The 17,597-nt window shown below is 65.9% G+C and carries 16 protein-coding genes; 3 read left to right on the top strand and 13 right to left on the bottom strand.

All coding sequences use genetic code 11. The features are described 5' to 3' along the window. Positions 1-6: 6 nt before the first annotated feature. Positions 7-996, bottom strand: a complete 990-nt coding sequence (locus tag H7J73_RS24740) for an aldo/keto reductase (protein ID WP_264070374.1) — start codon at positions 994-996, stop codon at positions 7-9. A gap of 299 nt (positions 997-1,295) precedes the next feature. Between H7J73_RS24740 and H7J73_RS24745 the strand changes: the two genes are divergently transcribed. Continuing rightward, positions 1,296-2,189: a helix-turn-helix transcriptional regulator gene (locus H7J73_RS24745; protein ID WP_264070375.1), complete on the top strand. Its 894-nt coding sequence runs from the start codon at positions 1,296-1,298 to the stop codon at positions 2,187-2,189. A 5-nt stretch (positions 2,190-2,194) separates the two neighbouring features. On the opposite strand, the gene H7J73_RS24750 is transcribed toward H7J73_RS24745, so the two are convergent. After that, entirely contained in the window at positions 2,195-3,205 is a 1,011-nt protein-coding gene (locus H7J73_RS24750; RefSeq protein ID WP_264070376.1) for a DUF4331 family protein, read from the bottom strand. 189 nt (positions 3,206-3,394) lie between these two features. Between H7J73_RS24750 and H7J73_RS24755 the strand changes: the two genes are divergently transcribed. Then, the gene (locus H7J73_RS24755) at positions 3,395-3,802 is read left to right on the top strand and encodes a WhiB family transcriptional regulator (RefSeq protein WP_264070377.1); all 408 of its coding nucleotides are present in this window, start codon (positions 3,395-3,397) and stop codon (positions 3,800-3,802) included. Positions 3,803-3,808: 6 nt separating this feature from the next. Here the strand turns inward: H7J73_RS24755 and H7J73_RS24760 are convergent, their stop codons facing one another. Beyond that, complete coding sequence (locus tag H7J73_RS24760; protein WP_264070378.1) at positions 3,809-4,900, bottom strand: NAD(P)H-dependent amine dehydrogenase family protein; 1,092 nt, start codon at positions 4,898-4,900, stop codon at positions 3,809-3,811. A 79-nt stretch (positions 4,901-4,979) separates the two neighbouring features. Between H7J73_RS24760 and H7J73_RS24765 the strand changes: the two genes are divergently transcribed. After that, positions 4,980-5,723, top strand: coding sequence for an SDR family oxidoreductase (locus H7J73_RS24765; RefSeq protein ID WP_264070379.1), 744 nt, complete (start codon positions 4,980-4,982; stop codon positions 5,721-5,723). A 16-nt stretch (positions 5,724-5,739) separates the two neighbouring features. On the opposite strand, the gene H7J73_RS24770 is transcribed toward H7J73_RS24765, so the two are convergent. The 10 genes from H7J73_RS24770 to H7J73_RS24815 all read right to left on the bottom strand — a co-directional run bounded on the left by H7J73_RS24770 (position 5,740) and on the right by H7J73_RS24815 (position 17,498). Next, positions 5,740-6,795, bottom strand: a complete 1,056-nt coding sequence (locus H7J73_RS24770; RefSeq protein ID WP_264070380.1) for an acyl-CoA dehydrogenase family protein — start codon at positions 6,793-6,795, stop codon at positions 5,740-5,742. Continuing rightward, positions 6,795-7,967 (bottom strand): acyl-CoA dehydrogenase family protein, encoded by a 1,173-nt coding sequence (locus H7J73_RS24775; protein WP_264070381.1) that lies wholly within the window; start codon positions 7,965-7,967, stop codon positions 6,795-6,797. The genes H7J73_RS24770 and H7J73_RS24775 overlap by 1 nt, the downstream gene beginning before the upstream one ends. Continuing rightward, the gene (locus H7J73_RS24780) at positions 7,964-8,899 is read right to left on the bottom strand and encodes an acyl-CoA dehydrogenase family protein (RefSeq protein ID WP_264070382.1); all 936 of its coding nucleotides are present in this window, start codon (positions 8,897-8,899) and stop codon (positions 7,964-7,966) included. The genes H7J73_RS24775 and H7J73_RS24780 overlap by 4 nt, the downstream gene beginning before the upstream one ends. Then, entirely contained in the window at positions 8,896-10,053 is a 1,158-nt protein-coding gene (locus tag H7J73_RS24785) for an acyl-CoA dehydrogenase family protein (RefSeq protein WP_264070383.1), read from the bottom strand. The genes H7J73_RS24780 and H7J73_RS24785 overlap by 4 nt, the downstream gene beginning before the upstream one ends. 9 nt (positions 10,054-10,062) lie before the next feature. Continuing rightward, positions 10,063-11,247 carry a CaiB/BaiF CoA transferase family protein gene (locus H7J73_RS24790; protein ID WP_264070385.1) on the bottom strand — a complete coding sequence of 395 codons (1,185 nt, stop codon included), beginning with the start codon at positions 11,245-11,247 and terminating at the stop codon, positions 10,063-10,065. Beyond that, positions 11,240-12,154 carry an SDR family NAD(P)-dependent oxidoreductase gene (locus H7J73_RS24795; RefSeq protein ID WP_264070387.1) on the bottom strand — a complete coding sequence of 305 codons (915 nt, stop codon included), beginning with the start codon at positions 12,152-12,154 and terminating at the stop codon, positions 11,240-11,242. The genes H7J73_RS24790 and H7J73_RS24795 overlap by 8 nt, the downstream gene beginning before the upstream one ends. After that, positions 12,151-13,992, bottom strand: coding sequence for a flavin-containing monooxygenase (locus H7J73_RS24800; RefSeq protein ID WP_264070389.1), 1,842 nt, complete (start codon positions 13,990-13,992; stop codon positions 12,151-12,153). The genes H7J73_RS24795 and H7J73_RS24800 overlap by 4 nt, the downstream gene beginning before the upstream one ends. Further along, positions 13,989-15,185, bottom strand: coding sequence for an LLM class flavin-dependent oxidoreductase (locus H7J73_RS24805; protein ID WP_264070390.1), 1,197 nt, complete (start codon positions 15,183-15,185; stop codon positions 13,989-13,991). Before H7J73_RS24805 ends, H7J73_RS24800 begins: the two co-directional genes overlap by 4 nt. A gap of 61 nt (positions 15,186-15,246) precedes the next feature. Then, a complete protein-coding gene (locus H7J73_RS24810) occupies positions 15,247-16,653 on the bottom strand; it encodes an aromatic ring-hydroxylating oxygenase subunit alpha (RefSeq protein WP_264070391.1) in 1,407 nt (468 codons plus the stop codon). Further along, positions 16,653-17,498 carry an SDR family NAD(P)-dependent oxidoreductase gene (locus H7J73_RS24815; RefSeq protein WP_264070502.1) on the bottom strand — a complete coding sequence of 282 codons (846 nt, stop codon included), beginning with the start codon at positions 17,496-17,498 and terminating at the stop codon, positions 16,653-16,655. Before H7J73_RS24815 ends, H7J73_RS24810 begins: the two co-directional genes overlap by 1 nt. Between the last annotated feature and the right edge of the window lie 99 nt (positions 17,499-17,597).

Here is a 17,597-nt window from a genome sequence, read left to right on the forward strand (position 1 = left end):
CTGACGTCACAGTCCGACCATCGCCATCATGGCCGGGGTGTAACGGTCGCCCTGCACCCCGACGCGGGAGGCCAGCGCATCGAGATCGGCGACCTCGTCCGCTGACAGTGCCACTGCCGTTGCGCCGGCGTTCTCGTCGACCCGGTCGCGCCTGCGGGTCCCCGGGATCGACACGATCCACGGTGCCTTCGCGAGCAACCACGCCAGCGCGACCTGACCAGGGGTGGCGCCCTTGGCGTCGGCGAGGGTCCGCACCTGGTTCACCAAAGCCTGGTTCGCGCCGATGTTTTCGGCGGTGAACCGCGGCAGCGTCGTCCGGATGTCGCCGGCACCGAACTCCGTGGACGCCGCGACGGTTCCGGTCAGGAACCCTTTTCCGAGCGGGCTGAAGGGCACGAACCCGATGCCGAGCTCAGCGCAGGCGGGCAGGACCTCGGGTTCGGGGTCGCGGGTCCACAGGGAGTACTCGCTCTGCACGGCGGTCACCGGGAAGACCGCGTGGGCCCGCCGAATGGTGTCTGCCCCGGCCTCGGACAACCCGAAATACCGGACCTTGCCCTGGGCTACCAGCTCTGCGACGGTGCCGGCGACATCTTCGATCGGGACGTCGGGGTCGACGCGGTGCTGGTAGAACAGGTCGATCACGTCGGTGCGCAATCGCTTCAACGACGCGTCCGCCACCCGCTTGATCTGCTCCGGCCGCGAATTGGTGCCGGCCATCTTGCCCTCGACGATGTTCCAGCCGAACTTGGTGGCGATCACCACCTGGTCGCGCACCGGTTCGAGTGCTTCGCCGACCAGTTCCTCGTTGACGTAGGGACCGTAGACCTCGGCGGTGTCGAAGAACGTGATCCCGGCCTCGTCGACGCTGTGGCGGATCACGCCGATCATATCGTCGCGGTCACCGGGATTCGGGCCGTAACCCATGGACATTCCCATGCAGCCAAGGCCGATCGCAGAAACCTGCAGGCCTTGACCGAGAGTGCGTGTGTGCATGAATCCTCCTCAGGATTAAATGATTTCGATGCCTTCGGCAATCAGCTTCTCGACTGTGGGTAGGGGTCCGTGTCGATCGTCTCCTCGGGCGGCGTCTGGATGACGCCGAAGCCGAGCACGGGCATCTCGGCGCCGTTGGTCAAGGCTTCAAGGCTTGAGGGCTTGAGGGCTTGAGGGCTTAGGCGGGGATGCTCATGTGCTCCACGCTAGGCCCGATCACGCCGACGCGGGGGTGCCTGCCGTACCAGGTACCCGCAGTCCCTCCCACATCGCGGCCGGCGCCTCTACCGTGGACGGGTATGGGCACGATGGACTCGCGTGGCGAGATTCGCGAATTCCTCAGCTCGCGGCGCGCCCGGATCAATCCGGAGCAGGCCGGGCTTCCCGCCTACGGCGGCAACCGCCGGGTGAAAGGTCTGCGGCGCGAGGAAGTGGCACTGCTCGCCGGCGTCTCGGTCGACTACTACGTCCGCATGGAGCGGGGCAGCCTCGGGGGTGCCTCCGACGGTGTTCTCGAGGCCGTGGCGTCAGCGCTGCAACTCGACGAAGCTGAACGGGAGCACCTCTATGCCTTGGCCAGGGCGGCGGGGACCGGCAGCAGCCGGCGCCGGCGCCGGCCGTCGACGACCATTCGGCCGGTCCTGCAGCAGGTCCTCGATGCCGTCACCGAAGCGCCGGCGTGGATCCGCAACGGTCGCCACGACGTGCTCGCGATGAATCGACTCGCCCGGGCGCTCTATTCGCCCGTCCTGGCCGACCCGCGCCGCCCTGCCAACACGACACGTTTCGTCTACCTGAACCCCGAGGCCGCCGAGCGGTTCTTCGTCGACTACGACCAGATCACCCGCGACGCCGCAGCCATGTTGCGCCTCGAAGCGGGACGCAATCCGCATGATGAGGAGCTGATCGCGTTGATCGGCGAATTGTCGACGCGCAGTGAGCTTTTCCGGCAACGATGGGCATCGCAGGACGTCCGGTTCCACCGCTCGGGCCGCAAGCGGTTGTGCCACCCTGTCGTCGGCCAGCTCGATCTCGACTTCGAGGCCATGGAGGTCCCCTCCGAGCCCGGCCTGCAGCTCAACATCTATACCGCTGCTGCGGGAACACCGACATCCGACGGCCTGAAGCTGCTGGCGTCCTGGGCGGCGAGTAACGAGAATCTGCCGTCGGAGCAGCAGGTGCCGTTGCGCTGACGCCGTTACGGACTCGAGTGCGGCGGACCCAGGTATGGAAACCCGGTCAACGTGTCGGTATGCGGTGAAAGTCCACTGGGCGGGATATCGCCCTTCGACAGAAATGCCAGGCGATAGTCGATGACGTCGTCGGTGAACACCCGCCCGTTCGGATACTTGGCCGGCTCGGAGGGGTTGAAGCGCAGCATGTCGGGCAGGGTGCCCTCGTGGTCGATGGCAGCTTCGGCTTCTTCGTCGGTGTAACCACCGGTGTGGCCCATCAGGTGTACGAACTGGGCAGTCCAGCGCTGCTTGTCGTTGACGGGCTCGCTGGCGTTGTACTCCAGCTTCGTCTCGTCGGTGTTGAAAAAGCTGCTGACCGACGGGTGTCCGGCCCGGTCGACGTGTTCGAGTTCACCGTCGTGGTGCAGGCTGCACCGACCCCAGATCCGGATGTCCGGGTGCGCCCCGAGGAGGCTGGTCGGCACTTCGATGACGGTCGAGAACACGTTGGCCTCGGTATTGGAATCCGTTCCCGTCCAAGGAGATTCACCCGGCAAGGTCAGCGCGGTGAAATTGCGGCCGCCGGAGGTGTCGAACAGGTTCTTCACACCGTCGAAATCGAAGAAGAAGGCGTCGCTGCGAGCGCCGGCGAAGAAGGTCAGGTCACCGGAGGTGGCGATATTCGGCTCCGGGCCGAACGACACCTCGACGCCTTCGAAAACCTTGTCGCCGACGGCTTCGACGTCGCGGGCCTGCTCACCGGTCGCCAGGTACACATCAACGGTCTGCCGGCCGTCGACGGGAGTGGAGAACACGTAGCTGAACGCGATGTCGTTGAGGAGGTCCCCGTCGTTGTCGACGGCCAGTCGGTAGATCGCATCGGGATGCAACGGCCCCGCGGTGGGGTTGGCGTTGAGGATCAGCACCGTCCGGCCCGGATCGCTCGGCGACTGGAAGGCGTAAAGGTCGCACAGGTCCAGGCGCTGATCGCCCAGCGGCGGACCCAGGTTCAGCCCGGTGAAGTGATTCGACATGAGGACCCTTTCCCTGACCGACCGACGGCGCCGTCAGGATATCCGGCTCCGGTGTACTGGGGACGACGTTTACGAGGCGTGATAACCGATGTTTACGAGGCGCAGTAACACCGGCGAACCGACCGGCGACAAGCCCTGTGACAGCTGTGTCCAGTGTTACCCACGGGACACTTGACAGGAGGTCGGGGTATGACCGCTAAGAGTAGGTACCTGGCAACGTTCGGCCGGACGCAGTGCTCACGCCTGCCCGCCGCCACCGAAGAGGCCTGGAACTGGCAGCTGCAGGGAAAGTGTCGCGGCGAATCGCCCGAGATCTTCTTCCCTGACGACAACGGCCGCGCGGATCGGCGCAGGCAGGAGAACATCGCCAAGTCGATCTGCCGACAGTGCCCCGTTCTACAGCAGTGCCGCGAGCACGCCCTGCGCACCCCTGAGCCGCACGGTATCTGGGGCGGGATGACGGCCTCCGAGCGCACCAGGATCGGCGGCCGTCAAGAGACCGCGTGCGCGGGCACCCCGGCCACCAGCGGCCGGCCCGCGGTCTCGCGCACCGTCAGGATCGTCGGTAGCGAAATGCCCTCTGCGTCCGCACGCTGATCCGCGTCAGGGTAGGGCCCTATCCGGGGTGCGGTAGGTGCCGGCGCCGGTGACGAACGGCAGGCTCAGCGTCGTGCTGATACCCGCGGGTGCTTCGAGCACCGCCGGGATCGCGTTCACGATGCGACCGGCCGCGGCCAGGATCGCCGCATAGGGGGCGCCGCCGTTTTTGCTGGTCGGGACGATATCGACGAAATACGACGGTTCGCCGGTGATCTCGACCCGGTACGAGCCGCCCGGGTGAGCGGGCTGCGCCCAGTCTGGCCGCAGGTCCGCACGCAGACGCGTGACGTGCTCGACGACGATGGCCGGATGCCCGTCGACCAGCCCTTCGATCTGGAAGCGCAAGGCCGCGACGGTGCCTTTCGCGATCCGCCCGACGGCGACGTCGAAGTCCTCCGGCGCCGGCTCTTGTTCGACCGAGTCCCTGATCTCGTCGACCTCGATGCCCAGGCCTGCGGCGAGCTGACGGATTGCGGTACCCCAGGCGATGCTCAGCACGCCGGGCTGGAACAGGATCGGAAAGTCGCCGATCGCGTTGCCGAAGCCCATCACGTCGAACATCACCGTGGCACCGTCATAGGTGGCGTAGTCGGCGATCTCCATGGTGCGCACCTGCTCGATGCGCTGGCAGGTGCTGGCGATCGCCAGCGGAAGTAGGTCGGTACCGAACCCGGGATCGACACCGGTGATGAAGATGGTCGAATTACCCTGCCGCGCCGCATCTTCGACGCGATCGATGTATTTGTCCGGGATTACTCCCCAGGGGTACTGCAACACCCCAGGCGCCGATCCGACGACGTTGATCCCGGCGGCGAGTGCGCGCATGACTTCGGCCATCGCCTCGGGCATCCGGGTGTCGCCGTCGGCGGTGTAGACCAGGCAGTCCGGCGCGGTGTCCAGCGCGGCGTCGACGCCCTTGGTGGCGATGATTCCGGTGGCGACGTCCATCCCGGCAAGCTCACCGGCATCCGTGCCGACCTTGGCCTCGGCCGACACGCCGACCGCTGTCAGCTCGAACCGGGGGTCCTCGATGAGTTGCGCCAGCGCAAGGCTGCCGCAGTTACCGGGACCGATTAACGCAACACGGATGGCCATGGAACGAAGTATGCGTGTCCCGCCGCAAAATTGGAACAAGTTCTAGTTCGGATTTCGGCTTGCGGTAGCCTGACCCGTCATGGGACGCGTGGACGGAAAAGTCGTACTGATCAGCGGCGGTGCACAGGGGATGGGCGCCTCGCATGCACAGATGCTCGTCGCCGAGGGCGCCAAGGTCGTGATCGGCGACATTCTCGATGACAAGGGGCAGGCGCTGGCCGACGAGATCGGCGATTCCGCGCGATATGTCCACCTCGACGTCACGCAGGCTGATCAGTGGGATGCCGCGGTGGCCCTGGCCAACAGCGAGTTCGGCAGCCTGACTGGGCTGGTCAACAACGCAGGCATCGTCGCGCTGGGCAAGATCGGCAAGTTCGACATGGCCAAATGGCAACAGGTCATCGACGTCAACCTCACCGGCACCTTTCTGGGCATGCAGGCGACCGTCGACTCGATGAAGGCTGCGGGCAACGGGTCGATCATCAACGTGTCCTCGATCGAAGGCCTGCGCGGCGCCCCGATGGTGCACCCGTACGTGGCGTCGAAGTGGGCCGTGCGCGGTCTGTCCAAGTCGGCGGCAATCGAGTTGGGCAAGTTCAACATCCGGGTCAACTCGATCCACCCCGGTTTCATCCGGACCCCGATGACCAAGCACTTCCCCGAGGACATGGTGACCACTCCTCTCGGCCGCCCGGGGCAGTCCCCCGAGGTGTCGACGTTCGTGGTCTTCCTGATCAGTGACGAGTCCTCCTATGCCACCGGCAGCGAGTTCGTGATGGACGGTGGTCTGGTGACCGACGTGCCGCACAAGGACCTCTTCTGACCGTTCGCACCGGAATTCAGCGATAGCGCTGGGCAAGTCGTCTGCGGTGTGCGGCGGGTGAGCCGAACAACGCGCGGTTCAGTGCTGCACGTTTGAGGTAGACGTGCACACCGCTTTCCCAGGTGTACCCGATGCCGCCGTGCAATTGCATCGCCTTGCCGACCACCTCGACGGCAGCGCTGCACGCGTAGGACTTCGCCATCGACACCGCGGTCCCGGCATCGGGCCGGCCGTCGGTCACGGCGTCCACCGCGGCGCCGACCAGTTGCCGCGACATCGCGATCTGCACCATCATGGCCGCACACGCGTGCTTGACGGCCTGGAATGAGCCGATCGGCCGGCCGAACTGTTGCCGCACAGCGGTATACGACACGGTTGCGGCCAGCATCGCCTCGCTCAAGCCGAGGCTGTCGCAGGCGATCGCCAGTGCCGCCCGGTCCGTCAACGCACCAACCGCGGTGTGGGCATCCCCCTCGAACGCCCACACCGACGATTCGGTGACCGACACGTCCGCCGCGGCCACCGCGGCAAAGCTGCGGGTGTCGTCGAGCACCGGCTGGGCCGTGACATCGAGCTCCGCGACATCGGCGGCGACGATCACCGGTATTCCCGAGGGGTCCCCCGCGAGCAGTAACAGGCGCTCGGCCTCGCCGGCGTCCGGCACGAACTCCGCCCGTCCGGACAGCTTCAGCCCGCCTGCGGAGGTGGTGATCTCGAAACCCGGATCGACCACCACCGCCAACCGGGCCGTGCCGACGGCCACCTGCTCAAGCAGTTCGTCGCGGAACACAGTGGGCTGCAGCAGGTTCAGCGCGCTCACCCCGAGCACCGCACCACCGACATAGGAGGTGCTGGCCGCGGCGCGTCCCAACTGTTCCAGGATGACGGCCACTTCGGCGAACGTCGCACCCGCACCACCGAGGGTGTCGGGCACCTCCAGTCCGGTCCAGCCCAGCTGAGCCAGGACTGGCCAGGCGACGTGCGAGCCGGCGTCCCCCTTGGCGAGCAGATCGACTGCCACCGCCCGGAGTTCGTCGTGGAGTTCGCCGAACTCCGAGGATTCGCCCGCCATCAGACGGGGATCGGCTCTCGTGGCATCCCGAGTCCGCGCTCGGCAATGATGGTCCGCTGAATTTCGCTCGCCCCGCCGGGGATGGTCCACTCCCAGGATCCGATGAAATCCAACACCCACGCACCGGACTCCCAGCCGCTCGACATCGGCTTGGTCAGAACCGTGTGGGCGGCCAACCCACCCACCTCGGCACCGAAATCGGTCAGGCGTTGCAGTAATTCGCTGTAGCAGAGTTTGACGATCGACGCATCCGCCGGGCCGGCCGTGCCTGTGTGGCTGTGCTCGACGAGCTCACGGCACAACCCACGCAGGCCGGCGATCTCGATCTCGAACTGCGCCAGTCGGTCCGCCACCGCGGCATCGTCGATCGGGCGACAGGTTTCGACCAGCCACCGGAAGCCCGCGTTACCGAGACGCTCAGCCAGTTCCAGCATCGTCATACCACGCTCGGCGCCCAAGGTGGCCTGCGCGACCTGCCAGCCGGCGTTCTCGGCGCCGACCAGGTTCGCCGCCGGTATTTCCACGTCATTGAGGAAGATCTCGCAGAAGTGCGAATCCCCGACCGCGTTGCGGATCGGCCGGACGTCGACACCAGGTACGCTCATATCCATCAAGAAGTAGGAAATACCTTTGCGTTTCGGGGCCGCCGGGTCGGTGCGGGCCAGGAGCAGACACCAGTCTGCGTGCATTCCGCCACTGGCCCACAGCTTCTGGCCGTTGACGATGAACCGGTCGCCATCCCGACGCGCAGTGGTCCGCAGTGCGGCGAGGTCGGATCCGGCCTCCGGCTCGGAAAAACCCTGCACCCAGATCTCACCGTCGCGGATGGCCGGCAGATGCCGTCGGCGTTGCTCGTCGGTACCGGCCACCAACAGCGTCGAGGCCGCGTGGTGGATGCCGACGAACGCCAACACCAAGCGGGGCGCGTCATGGGCGGCCAGTTCCTGATACAGCACGACCTGTTCATCGACGGACATGCCGCCGCCCCATTCACTCGGCCAGTGCGGCACTGCGTAACCCGCCGCGTTCAGTTCGGCGAACCACGATTTTTGGAACGCGACGAACTCCTCGCCGCTGACTCCGCTCTGCGTCCGGCGCCAGTCTGCCGGGGTATGCGCCCGGCACCAGTCCCGTACCTGGGCCCGGAACTCGCCGAGATCCGTGGCGGTCACGCCATCACTCCCACATCGCTGAACAGGCCGGTCAGGCCCCGCCGTCCGGCACGCTCGGTCAATCGGTCCTTGGTGGCAGACAAGCCGAACGGCAGCCGCCGCAACGGCTGGCTGTACCGCGACAGCCACGACAGCGCGGTCTCGTCGCAGAAGCCGACCGCACCGTGCAGTTGATGGCAGACGCGGAAGACGATCTCGGCGGCTTCGATCGCGGCCAGCCGCAGCGCAAGCGCATCCTCGACCGCCTCCGGCCGGTCGGTCCCGATGCTCCACAACGAATATTTGGCCAGCATTTCCAGTCCGCTGCGCTCCACCTCGGCGTCGGTCAGCTGGAACTGAACACCCTGAAATCCCGACAGCGGCTGGCCGAACTGTTGGCGCAGCCGGATGTGGTTGATTGTGAGGTGCATTGCCCGGTCGAGCATCCCGAGCAGCGTCCAGCACGGCAGCACCAACCCGAGGGCGATGTCGCCGGTTCCTGCGTCGTCGAGCGGAGTCAGCTCCACCGAGCTGACGAAACCGGCTCTCTGCGTTCCCAACCCGGTGACTGAACTGCGCACACCAGCGAGTGTCACTGCAGCCCAGCGAAATTCAAGACCGTAGAGCGGAGCGGACGGCGCGTTATCGGCGACGACGATCAACCCATCTACGTCGAGGCCGGCGGGACGAGCCAGCCGCTCGGCCACCGGATAGGGCAACGCCCAGTACCCGGAGCTACGGCACAGCGCCGCGGCGGCTTCCAGTGCGTCGTTGTCGGTGCGAGGGTCGAGGTCCCAGGCACCGAGGCCGGCGAGCGCCGGCCCGACGAGCGCCGCCCTGGTCTCGGGCCGGGCCTGCGCCCGCTGGATCAGGCTGTCGCCGCCGGCCGCTTCGAATGCCCGCAGCGCCTCGCGGCCGTAGTCGGTCGCCTCGTCACTCAGGTCGAGTTTCACGATGCCGCCAGCAGCGCGCGTGATAGCAGAATACGTTGCATCTCAATGCTTCCCGAGGAAACAGTGGAGGCCTGCGAGTACTTCCAATGGTCCTGCACCTCGCCACGGAACCACTGCGCGACGGCGGTCCCGGCGTGCTCAGAGGGGATCTCGGCGAGGATTTCCATCAGTACCTCGGCGCTGTCCTGATCGAGTTTGGTCACGGCGATCCGGTAGCTTGCCGCGTCGCCGGGGGCCACCCGGCCCGAGCTTTGCAGCGATACCAGCCGGTAGGCGAGCAGCCGGGCGCGGCGGCAGTGCAGCAGCATTCGAGACCAGCGGGCGCGCAGTTCCGCCGGCAACAGCTCCCACCCCTCACCGAGTGCCTTCGGGGCGGCCTGCAGCAGTCGTTCACATCGTGCGTACCGTGCGATCCCCACCCGTTCGAAGGCCAGCACGTCCTGCACGATCGACCAGCCGTCGCCGATGGTGCCGAGGACATCGGCGTCAGTGACCCGCAGATCGTCGAAGAAGACTTCGTTGAGATGGTGCGGGCCCATCATGCAGTCGATCGGCCGCACCGTGATCGCCGGATCCGACATCGGCACCAGGAAGATGGTCAGGCCCTGTTGTTTCTTCTCACCTCTGCTCGTCCGTGCCAGCAGAAAGCACCACTGGGCCATGGTGGCGTACGACGTCCAGATCTTCTGGCCGCTGACCAGCCAGCCGTCTCCGTCGCGGCGCGCCGTCGTACGCAGCGACGCCAGATCCGAACCCGCCTCCGGTTCCGAGAAGCCCTGGCACCAGATGACCTCACCACGTCCGATCGGTGGTAGGTGCTGCCGCTGCTGGCCCTCGGTGCCGTGGCGCATGATGGTCGGGCCGACCCAGTTGACACCCATGTACTGCGCGCCGCGCGGCTCGTGGTGTGCCCACATCTCCTCGCGAACCACTGTCTGCTCCCAGGCTGACGCACCGCCGCCGCCGAACTCCGCGGGCCAGGACAGGCACAGCAGCCCTTTGTCGGCGAGTAGTCGGCAGAACTGTTGGGCCACTTCGAGATCCGCAGGGTCATCGGTGAAGGCGCCCAGATAGTCAGCGGGCACGTGGGCGTGCACCAGATCGCGTAGTTCGCGGCGCAGCTCCGCAGCCCCATCGCCCATATCGAAATCCACCGTGATCCTCTATCCCGAGCCCACGACGGGCTCGACCCCGCCGGCCTGCCCTAGTTCGTCGAGCACGGCAGCGGTGTCGGCACCCAGCTCGGGGGCCGGTCCGGCGACGTGTCCCGGGGTTCGCGAAAACCAGTTCGGCACACCGGGAAAGCGCACCGGGCCATACCGTGTCTGTACCGTCTCGAACAGCCCGACCGCGTTGAGGTGTTCGTTGTCGAAGAGGTCGTCGGGCGTGTTCAGCGCGGCGGCAGGGATCTGCAGTTCACCGAACAGCGCCAGCCATTCTGCAGTGGTCCGCTCCTTGAGGGTCTGCGCCACCAACCCGTAGACCGTGTCGATGTGGCGGGCGCGGCGCTCCAGGGTGGCGTACAACTCCCCCGCCCACGGCGGTCGGACGGCGTTCACGAAGGCGTTCCAGTGCTTGTCGTTATAGATCAGCACCGCGACATATCCGTCACTGGTCTCGTACGGCCGCCGGTTCGGCGCCACCGTCCGCGGATAGATCGCCGGACCGAGCGGCGGGTCGAACATGGCACCGTTGGCGTGTTCGACGAGCATGAACGACGCCATGGTCTCGAACATGCTGACCTCGACCTCTTGGCCCTCCCCGGCCCGTTCCCGGTGGAACAGCGCCATCATGGTGGCGTACAGCGCGGTCAGCCCGCCAACCTTGTCGGCCATGATGGTGCCGACGTAGTTGGCCTCCCCGGTGAGTTGCTTCTGCACAGCCGGCAATCCGCATTCGGCCTGGATGGTGTCGTCGTAGGCGGGCCGGTCCGCTTCGGGTCCGCGGCGGCCGTAGCCGTAGCAGTTGGTGTAGACGATCCCGGGGTTGATGGCTGCGACGTCGTCATAGCCGAAGCCGAGTTTGACCACGGCCTTGGACCGCATGGAGTGGATGAACACGTCGGCGGTCTCGATGAGCGCGCGCAGGGCCGCCGCGCCGTCCTCAGTCCGTAGATCCAGCACCACACCGCGTTTTCCGCGGTTGACATTCTGGAAGACGCCGCTCATTCCCGGCGCGGGACCGACCGAGATGTAGCGGGTGTTGTCGCCCGCCGGCGTCTCGACCTTGATCACGTCGGCGCCCATATCGGCCATGATCTGGGTGCAATACGGTCCCATCACCATCGCGGTGAGGTCGATGACTCGCACGCCGCGCAGCGGGCCTGCGGCGTTGGCGCGGCTATCCATGCGAAACCTCTCTGGCGGCCATCGCGAAGCTGTACCGGATGTGATCGCCGTGCCCGCTTGGCACTACCGGGAAGATGATCGGGGTGGCGGTATCACGTACGGCGGCCATCTGTTCGGCCACCTCCTCGATCGACCAGGACGGCCGGTAGACACCGGGTGTTTCCGCGATCACCGCCCGTGCCACCCGCCCGGCGATCGCGATCAGCATCTCGCCGGTGATCGAGCACGATTCGTGGGCCAGCCACCCGACCACGGGTGCCACCAGTTGCGGGTCCATCGGCGGATAGGCCGAGATGTCGATGCCGTCAGCCATTCTGGTGACTGCGCTCGGGACGATAACGTTGCATCTGACGCCGTGTTCGGCGCCCTCGAGCGCCACCACGTTGGACAGCCCGATCAGCCCGGCCTTCGCGACGGCATAGTTGGCCACCTCGTGGTTGCCGTAGAGGCCGCCGATCGACGATGTCAATACCACTCGGCCGTAGCCGTTTTCGCACATCAACGGGAACGCGGGCCGCACCACGTGGAACGCACCACGCAGGTGGACGTCCAGGACGGCGTCGAAATCGTCGTAGCTCATCGCCGCCAGCGATCCGCGCCGGACGTTACCCGCGTTGTGGATCAGGATGTCGATGCGGCCGAATGCGTCGAGCGCGGTATCGACGATGGCCTGCCCGCCGCCCGGTGTCGTCACCGAGTCCGTGTTGGCGACGGCCTGGCCGCCCGCCGCCGCGATCTCGTCGACCACCTGATGGGCGGGGCTCACGTCAGAGCCGTCTCCGGTCAGGCTGGCACCGGGATCGTTGACGACCACCCTGGCGCCGCGGGACGCCAGCAACAGGGCGTAGGCGCGGCCGAGTCCGCGTCCCGCGCCGGTGATCACCGCGACGCGGTCGGTGAATTTCACGTGCCGAGTTCCAGTCCGTCCAGATCACCCTGATCACGCCAGCCCGCCAACAGATCGCCGAAGGCGTAGAAGCCTGGGCCGTAGGGCTCACCGAGATGTGATCGAATACCTTCGCTTTCGGCGCCGCTGCCGCCTCCTTCGTTGTTGTAGTAGCCCGGTGTGCACTCGGAGTCGAACGCCGAGTTGTCGATCAGATTCTCCCTGATCGTCGCGCACCAGGCGTCCTGCGCATCCTGCGTCGGCTCCACCGTGGTGGCCCCGCGCTTGAGTGCTTCGGCGATGACGTAGGCGATATGTTCGCCCTGCAGTTCGTAATTCGCGGCGATATTCGCCGAGATGCCCACCTGGGTGAACCCGGTGAAGAACTGGTTGGGAAAGCCGCGACTGGTCAGGCCGTGCAGCGTCTTGTAGCCCTCGGCCCAGTGGTCGTACAGCGACAACCCGTCCCGGCCGGTGATCGCGTCGATGGCGTACCGCCGGCTGATCTCGGTGGTGATCTCGAAACCACTGGCGAAGATGATGCAGTCGACCTCGTACTCCGTGCCGCCTGCGACGATGCCATTGACGGTGATCTTCTCCACACCCTTGGCGTCGGAGACGTCGACCAGGGTGACGTTCGGCCGGTTGAACGTCGAAAGATAGTCGTCATTGGAACACGGCCGCTTACAGAGGAATCGGTAGAACGGCTTGAGCGCCTCGGCGGTCTCGGGGTCGTCGACCAGGCCGTCGATGCGGCGGCGCAGCCGTTCCATCAGTTTGTAGTCCTCCTCCTCACGCAGACCCATGAACTGCTCGGGGGTCATGGAGGCGGGGTCCTCCAGCGCGAGGACGCGCGCGGCAGTGTTGCGGCCGAGTTCGGTCCAGAAGTCGCAGACGTAGTCCGGCTGGCCCAGGGCCATGCCCTCGAAGGTCCAGGCATGAAAGTTGCGTTGCCGCTCCTTCTGCCAGCCGGGCCGCAGCGTCTTGACCCAGCTAGGGTCGGTGGGGGTGTTGTTGCGCTCGTCGACGGTCGACGGGGTGCGCTGAAAGACGTACAGGTGCTGGGCATCCCGGCCGAGGAAGGGCACCAGCTGAACGCCCGTGGCGCCCGTGCCGATCAGCGCAACTTTCTTGTCGGCCAGCTTGTCCAATCCGCCGGTCGCATCGCCTCCGGTGTAGTCGTAATCCCAACGCGAGGAGTGGAAGAGGTGGCCGCCGAAGTCTTTGATGCCCGGGATCCCCGGCAGTTTCGGCCGGTTGAACGAACCCGATCCCAACACCACGAAGCGAGCCCGGATATCGTCGCCGCGATTGGTGCTGATCCGCCAGCGCGCGATGTCGTCGTCCCAGTTCAGCTCGCGCACCTGGGTGGAGAAGACGGCGCCGTCGTAGAGGCCGAAGTGCTTGCCGATATTGCGGCAATGCTGGTAGATCTCGGCCCCGTCCGCGAACTTCTTACTCGGGATGAAGCTCAGCTCTTCGAGTAGCGGTATATAGCAATATGATTCGTTATCACACTGGATGCCCGGGTAGCGGTTCCAGTACCAGACGCCACCGAAGTCGCCGCCCTGTTCGATGATGTGCACATCCTCGACGCCGGCCTTCTTCAGCGCCGCCCCGCACAGCAGGCCGGCGAACCCGCCGCCGAGAACAGCCACGTCGATATCGGTGTCGAGCGGGTCCCGTTCGACATACGCTGTGTGTGGATCGATTTCGGCGAAGCCGGCGAATTCGTGCTCAGTCTCGACGTACTGCCGGGAGCCTTCCTTGCGTAGCCGCTTCTCGCGCTCGATGCGGTACTTCTCGCGCAGCGTCGGAATGTCGACATCGGTCGGGGTATCGGTGGGGCCGCAGGTCATGCCAGCGCCTCCGCGGGCAGTGCGGCCTCGTGCAGGGGGGCGGCCATCGCGTGCACCGCGGGCAGGACCTCTCGGGCGAAGAGCTTCACGCTCTCGATGCCGTCGGCATAGGACATGGTGCCGAACTGCGGGACGATGGTCACCTCGGAAAATGAGCAGGCCTCCTGGGCTGCCTTGAGCTTCTCGAAAATGGTGTCCGGCGTACCGATCAGCAGATTCGAGGCGTGATAGCCGGGGAGCTTCTTGGTGCCGGGTTCGGGCTGCTTGCCCTGTACACCCTCGGCGAGGATCGCGGTCGCCGTGGCTTCGCGGTCGGCGTAGGCCTCATACCCCTTGATGCCCTTGAAGTTCGACGCATCGGCGAAGCCGTAGTGCACGTTGACGTCCCGGTTGGCGGTCCAGATCCATTCGTCGGTCTGCGCCGCTAGATCTTCTTCCGGTACCGATCCGTCTGTGCAGTACATGAACATCACGTTTTTGGGCTGGCAGGGCTCGAAGCCCTCCTCCTTGCGGAAGGTGTTCACCTTCTGTACCTCGGCGCCGGCATCCCAGATCGGCTTGTTGCCGACGAACAGCGGGACCATGCCGCGCCGCGACAGGATCTCCAGCGACTCGGCCGTCGAGGAGGAGCTGTAGATCCGGGAGAACAGGTCCGTGCTGTACGGCTCGGGGCGCAGCGACATCTCCGGGAACGAGAAGATCTCGCCGTCGTAGGAGAACCGCTCACCGCTGAACGCGAGTTCGAGGACGTCCAGACACTCGTTGAACCGCTCGCGGCTTTCCTCCCGCGGCACGCCGACGGCGTCGAATTCGGACTTCGACACGCCCCGGCCGATGCCGATGGTGTTGTAGCGCCCCTTGGAAAGGATATCGAGATAGGCGATCTGGTGCGCCAGTCGGACCGGATTCCACCAGGGCGCGACGGCGACGAACGTGCCGAGGCCGACCCGTTCGGTGCGACCGGCGAAGTAGGTCAGCGCCTGGATCGGGTTGGGCGTCATGCCATACGGGGTGCCGCAGTGCTCGGGGAACCAGATCCCGTCGAAACCCAGCGGCTCGGCGAGGTCGCCGAGGGCGAGGGCACCTTCGACGCACTGCCAGTCGGGGGTCTCCGGTGGACTGCTGAAGTTGCCGGCCAGCACGCGATCCCAGTCGTGCGAGTTCTGCGCCCCGGTCCCTAGATTAACTTTCACAGCTATTCCTTTCCGATTTCGGCGTGCTCAGTCGCGCTGAGCGCAACTGAGCACGCCGAAATCACGTCAGATCGTGGGGTTCGCCGGTGCCCATGTATTTGGACAGCTGGTAGTGCAGGTTGACGGTGCTGCGTTCGCGATACGGGTTGGGCTTGGTGCCGGGGAAGCCGAGGGATTTCATGCCCTGCTGGACTGCGGCCATATTGGAGAAGTCCTGCGGCAGCACCGAGAGCCAGTTGGGGTCGCCGACCGGGGTGTACACCCATTCCGTCTGCGGCTCTTCGCCTTTCGGGTACAACTCGAACACCGCGACCTCGAAGATGCACTTGTCCGGGTGGTAGCTGGGGTCGGGGCGGGCGCTGTAGCACAGCGCACTGGTCAGCCCCTGACCGATCTGGAAGTTCGGGAAGATCTGCCACGCGGTACCACTTTGACCGAGGATGTCCGCGGGAATGGTGGGCCAGATGACGCCACGCGCCGCATCGTCGTTGCGGGCCGAGGTCAGCCAGTGCTCGAGGACCTTGTCGGCCGGGGTGCCCTCGGGTAGCTCCTCGACGAGGCGCTTGGCGGCATTCACCAGGGTCGCCGTGGTGGTGGCGTTGGTCTCCTCCATGGTGTACACCTGCATCTCCGCTGTCGAGATACGGGGATCTCCGGAACCCAGCCGGATCTTGGATTTCGTCTCGTCCAAGCCTTTTGGTGCGTCGTAGCCGATATTGCTGTGCCTGCCCTGCGCCTTGGCCCAGCCCTTGAACTCACCGAACTTGTTGAACTCCGGGTGCGTGGTGAACACGTGGTAAGTCTCGTTGAAGGCCTCCAGCGCGACCTTCCAGTTGCAGTCGAAGTTCAGCCACTTGCGCCATTTGAAGCGCATGTTCTCCAAGCCGAACGGATCGAGGATCTTCGCGGCCGGAAAAAGGTAGTCGGCCAGGGGTTCCGGGTCGGTATCCATGTTGATGAACAGCCAGCCGCCCCAGGTGTCGACGTTGACATGCGCCAGGTGCGTGTTCGCCGGGGTCAGTGCGCCCTGCCAGTCGTCCTGCTCGCGGATATGCGTGCACGCGCCGTCCAGACCGTAGGTCCAGCCGTGGAATCCGCACACGAACGACTTTCGCGTGCGATCGCAGGCGTTCTTGGCCCCCGGCGGAACGTCGACCAGGCGCCGGCCGCGGTGCATGCAGACGTTGTGGTGGGCAGTGAAGTTGTCCGCCGCCGGGCCGGTCCCGGTGCGGACCACGATGATCGAGTCGTCGAGGATGTCGTAGGTCAGGTAGCTGCCGACCTCGGGGATCTCTTCGACGCGGCCGACCTGCTGCCAGACCTTGCGCCACAACTTGTCTCGCTCGGCGCGGGCATATGCCTCTGAGATGTAGGCCTGTACCGGAATCGTCGTCGGTGCCGAAAGTTCCTCGACCGCCTCGGCGACCACATCGTCTTTCGCGTCTTTGATGTCCGTCGTGTCTGTCATCAGGTCCTCCTGATCTCCGCGCGGAAGGTCTCGTCTTTCAAGAACAGAGACGTGTGGTCGGGAGCCAGGTGGCTCCACTTGAGGTTCATGCCGCCGTCGACCAGCAGCGTCTGCCCGGTGATATAGCTCGACAGGTCCGAGAGCAGAAAGAGAACGGCGCCCGCCTGCTCCTCGGGGCGCCCGCGGCGGCCCATCGCGATCGCCGCGCGGTCCCGGTCGGGGTCGGGGTCGACGTAGGTGGCCGACGCAGCGGTCTCCGTCACGCCGGGCGCGATCGCGTTGACCCGGATGCCGTCGGTGGCCAGCTCGAGAGCCATCGTGCGGGTCATCGCGACCACTGCGGCTTTGGCTGCGCCATAGGCAATGTGGAACGGTGCGGTGTTCATCCCGCTGATCGATGAGATCGACACGATCGACCCCGGGTTTCCCTGCGCCCTGATCTCGGCCGCGACGGCCTGACTGGTGAAAAACGTCGTTTCGAGATTCGCGGTGAACAGATCGCGCCAGTCGGACCGCGACACTCTGGTGGCGGGCATCCACGTGGCCGGTGCCGCCCCGCCAGCCACGTTCACCAGCCCGTAGAGCTCTCCCTCGGCCTCCCGGGCCCGGTCCATGATCGTCGCGATGCCGTCATCGGTGCGGGCGTCGGCCGCAACCGGCACCACCGGCAGACCGCGCCGCGCGAGCGGGCCCACATGCTCGTCGAGATTGTCCTGCGAGCGGCTGACTGCGATCACGGTGGCACCGGCTTCGGCTGCCAGCGCGGTGATCGTCGTACCGATCCCCCCGCCTCCCGCGCCGGACACCACGACGACGCGACCGGACAAGTCGAGCAGGCCTTCCAGCACAGCCACGTCTCACTTTCTATTTGTCCGGACAACATACGCTGTTCTACCAATTGAAGAACACTATTCCGCAGCGGCGATAGACCCGTCAAGGGTTCT

The organism is Mycolicibacterium komossense, from assembly GCF_025822605.1.
Classification (GTDB): domain Bacteria; phylum Actinomycetota; class Actinomycetes; order Mycobacteriales; family Mycobacteriaceae; genus Mycobacterium; species Mycobacterium komossense.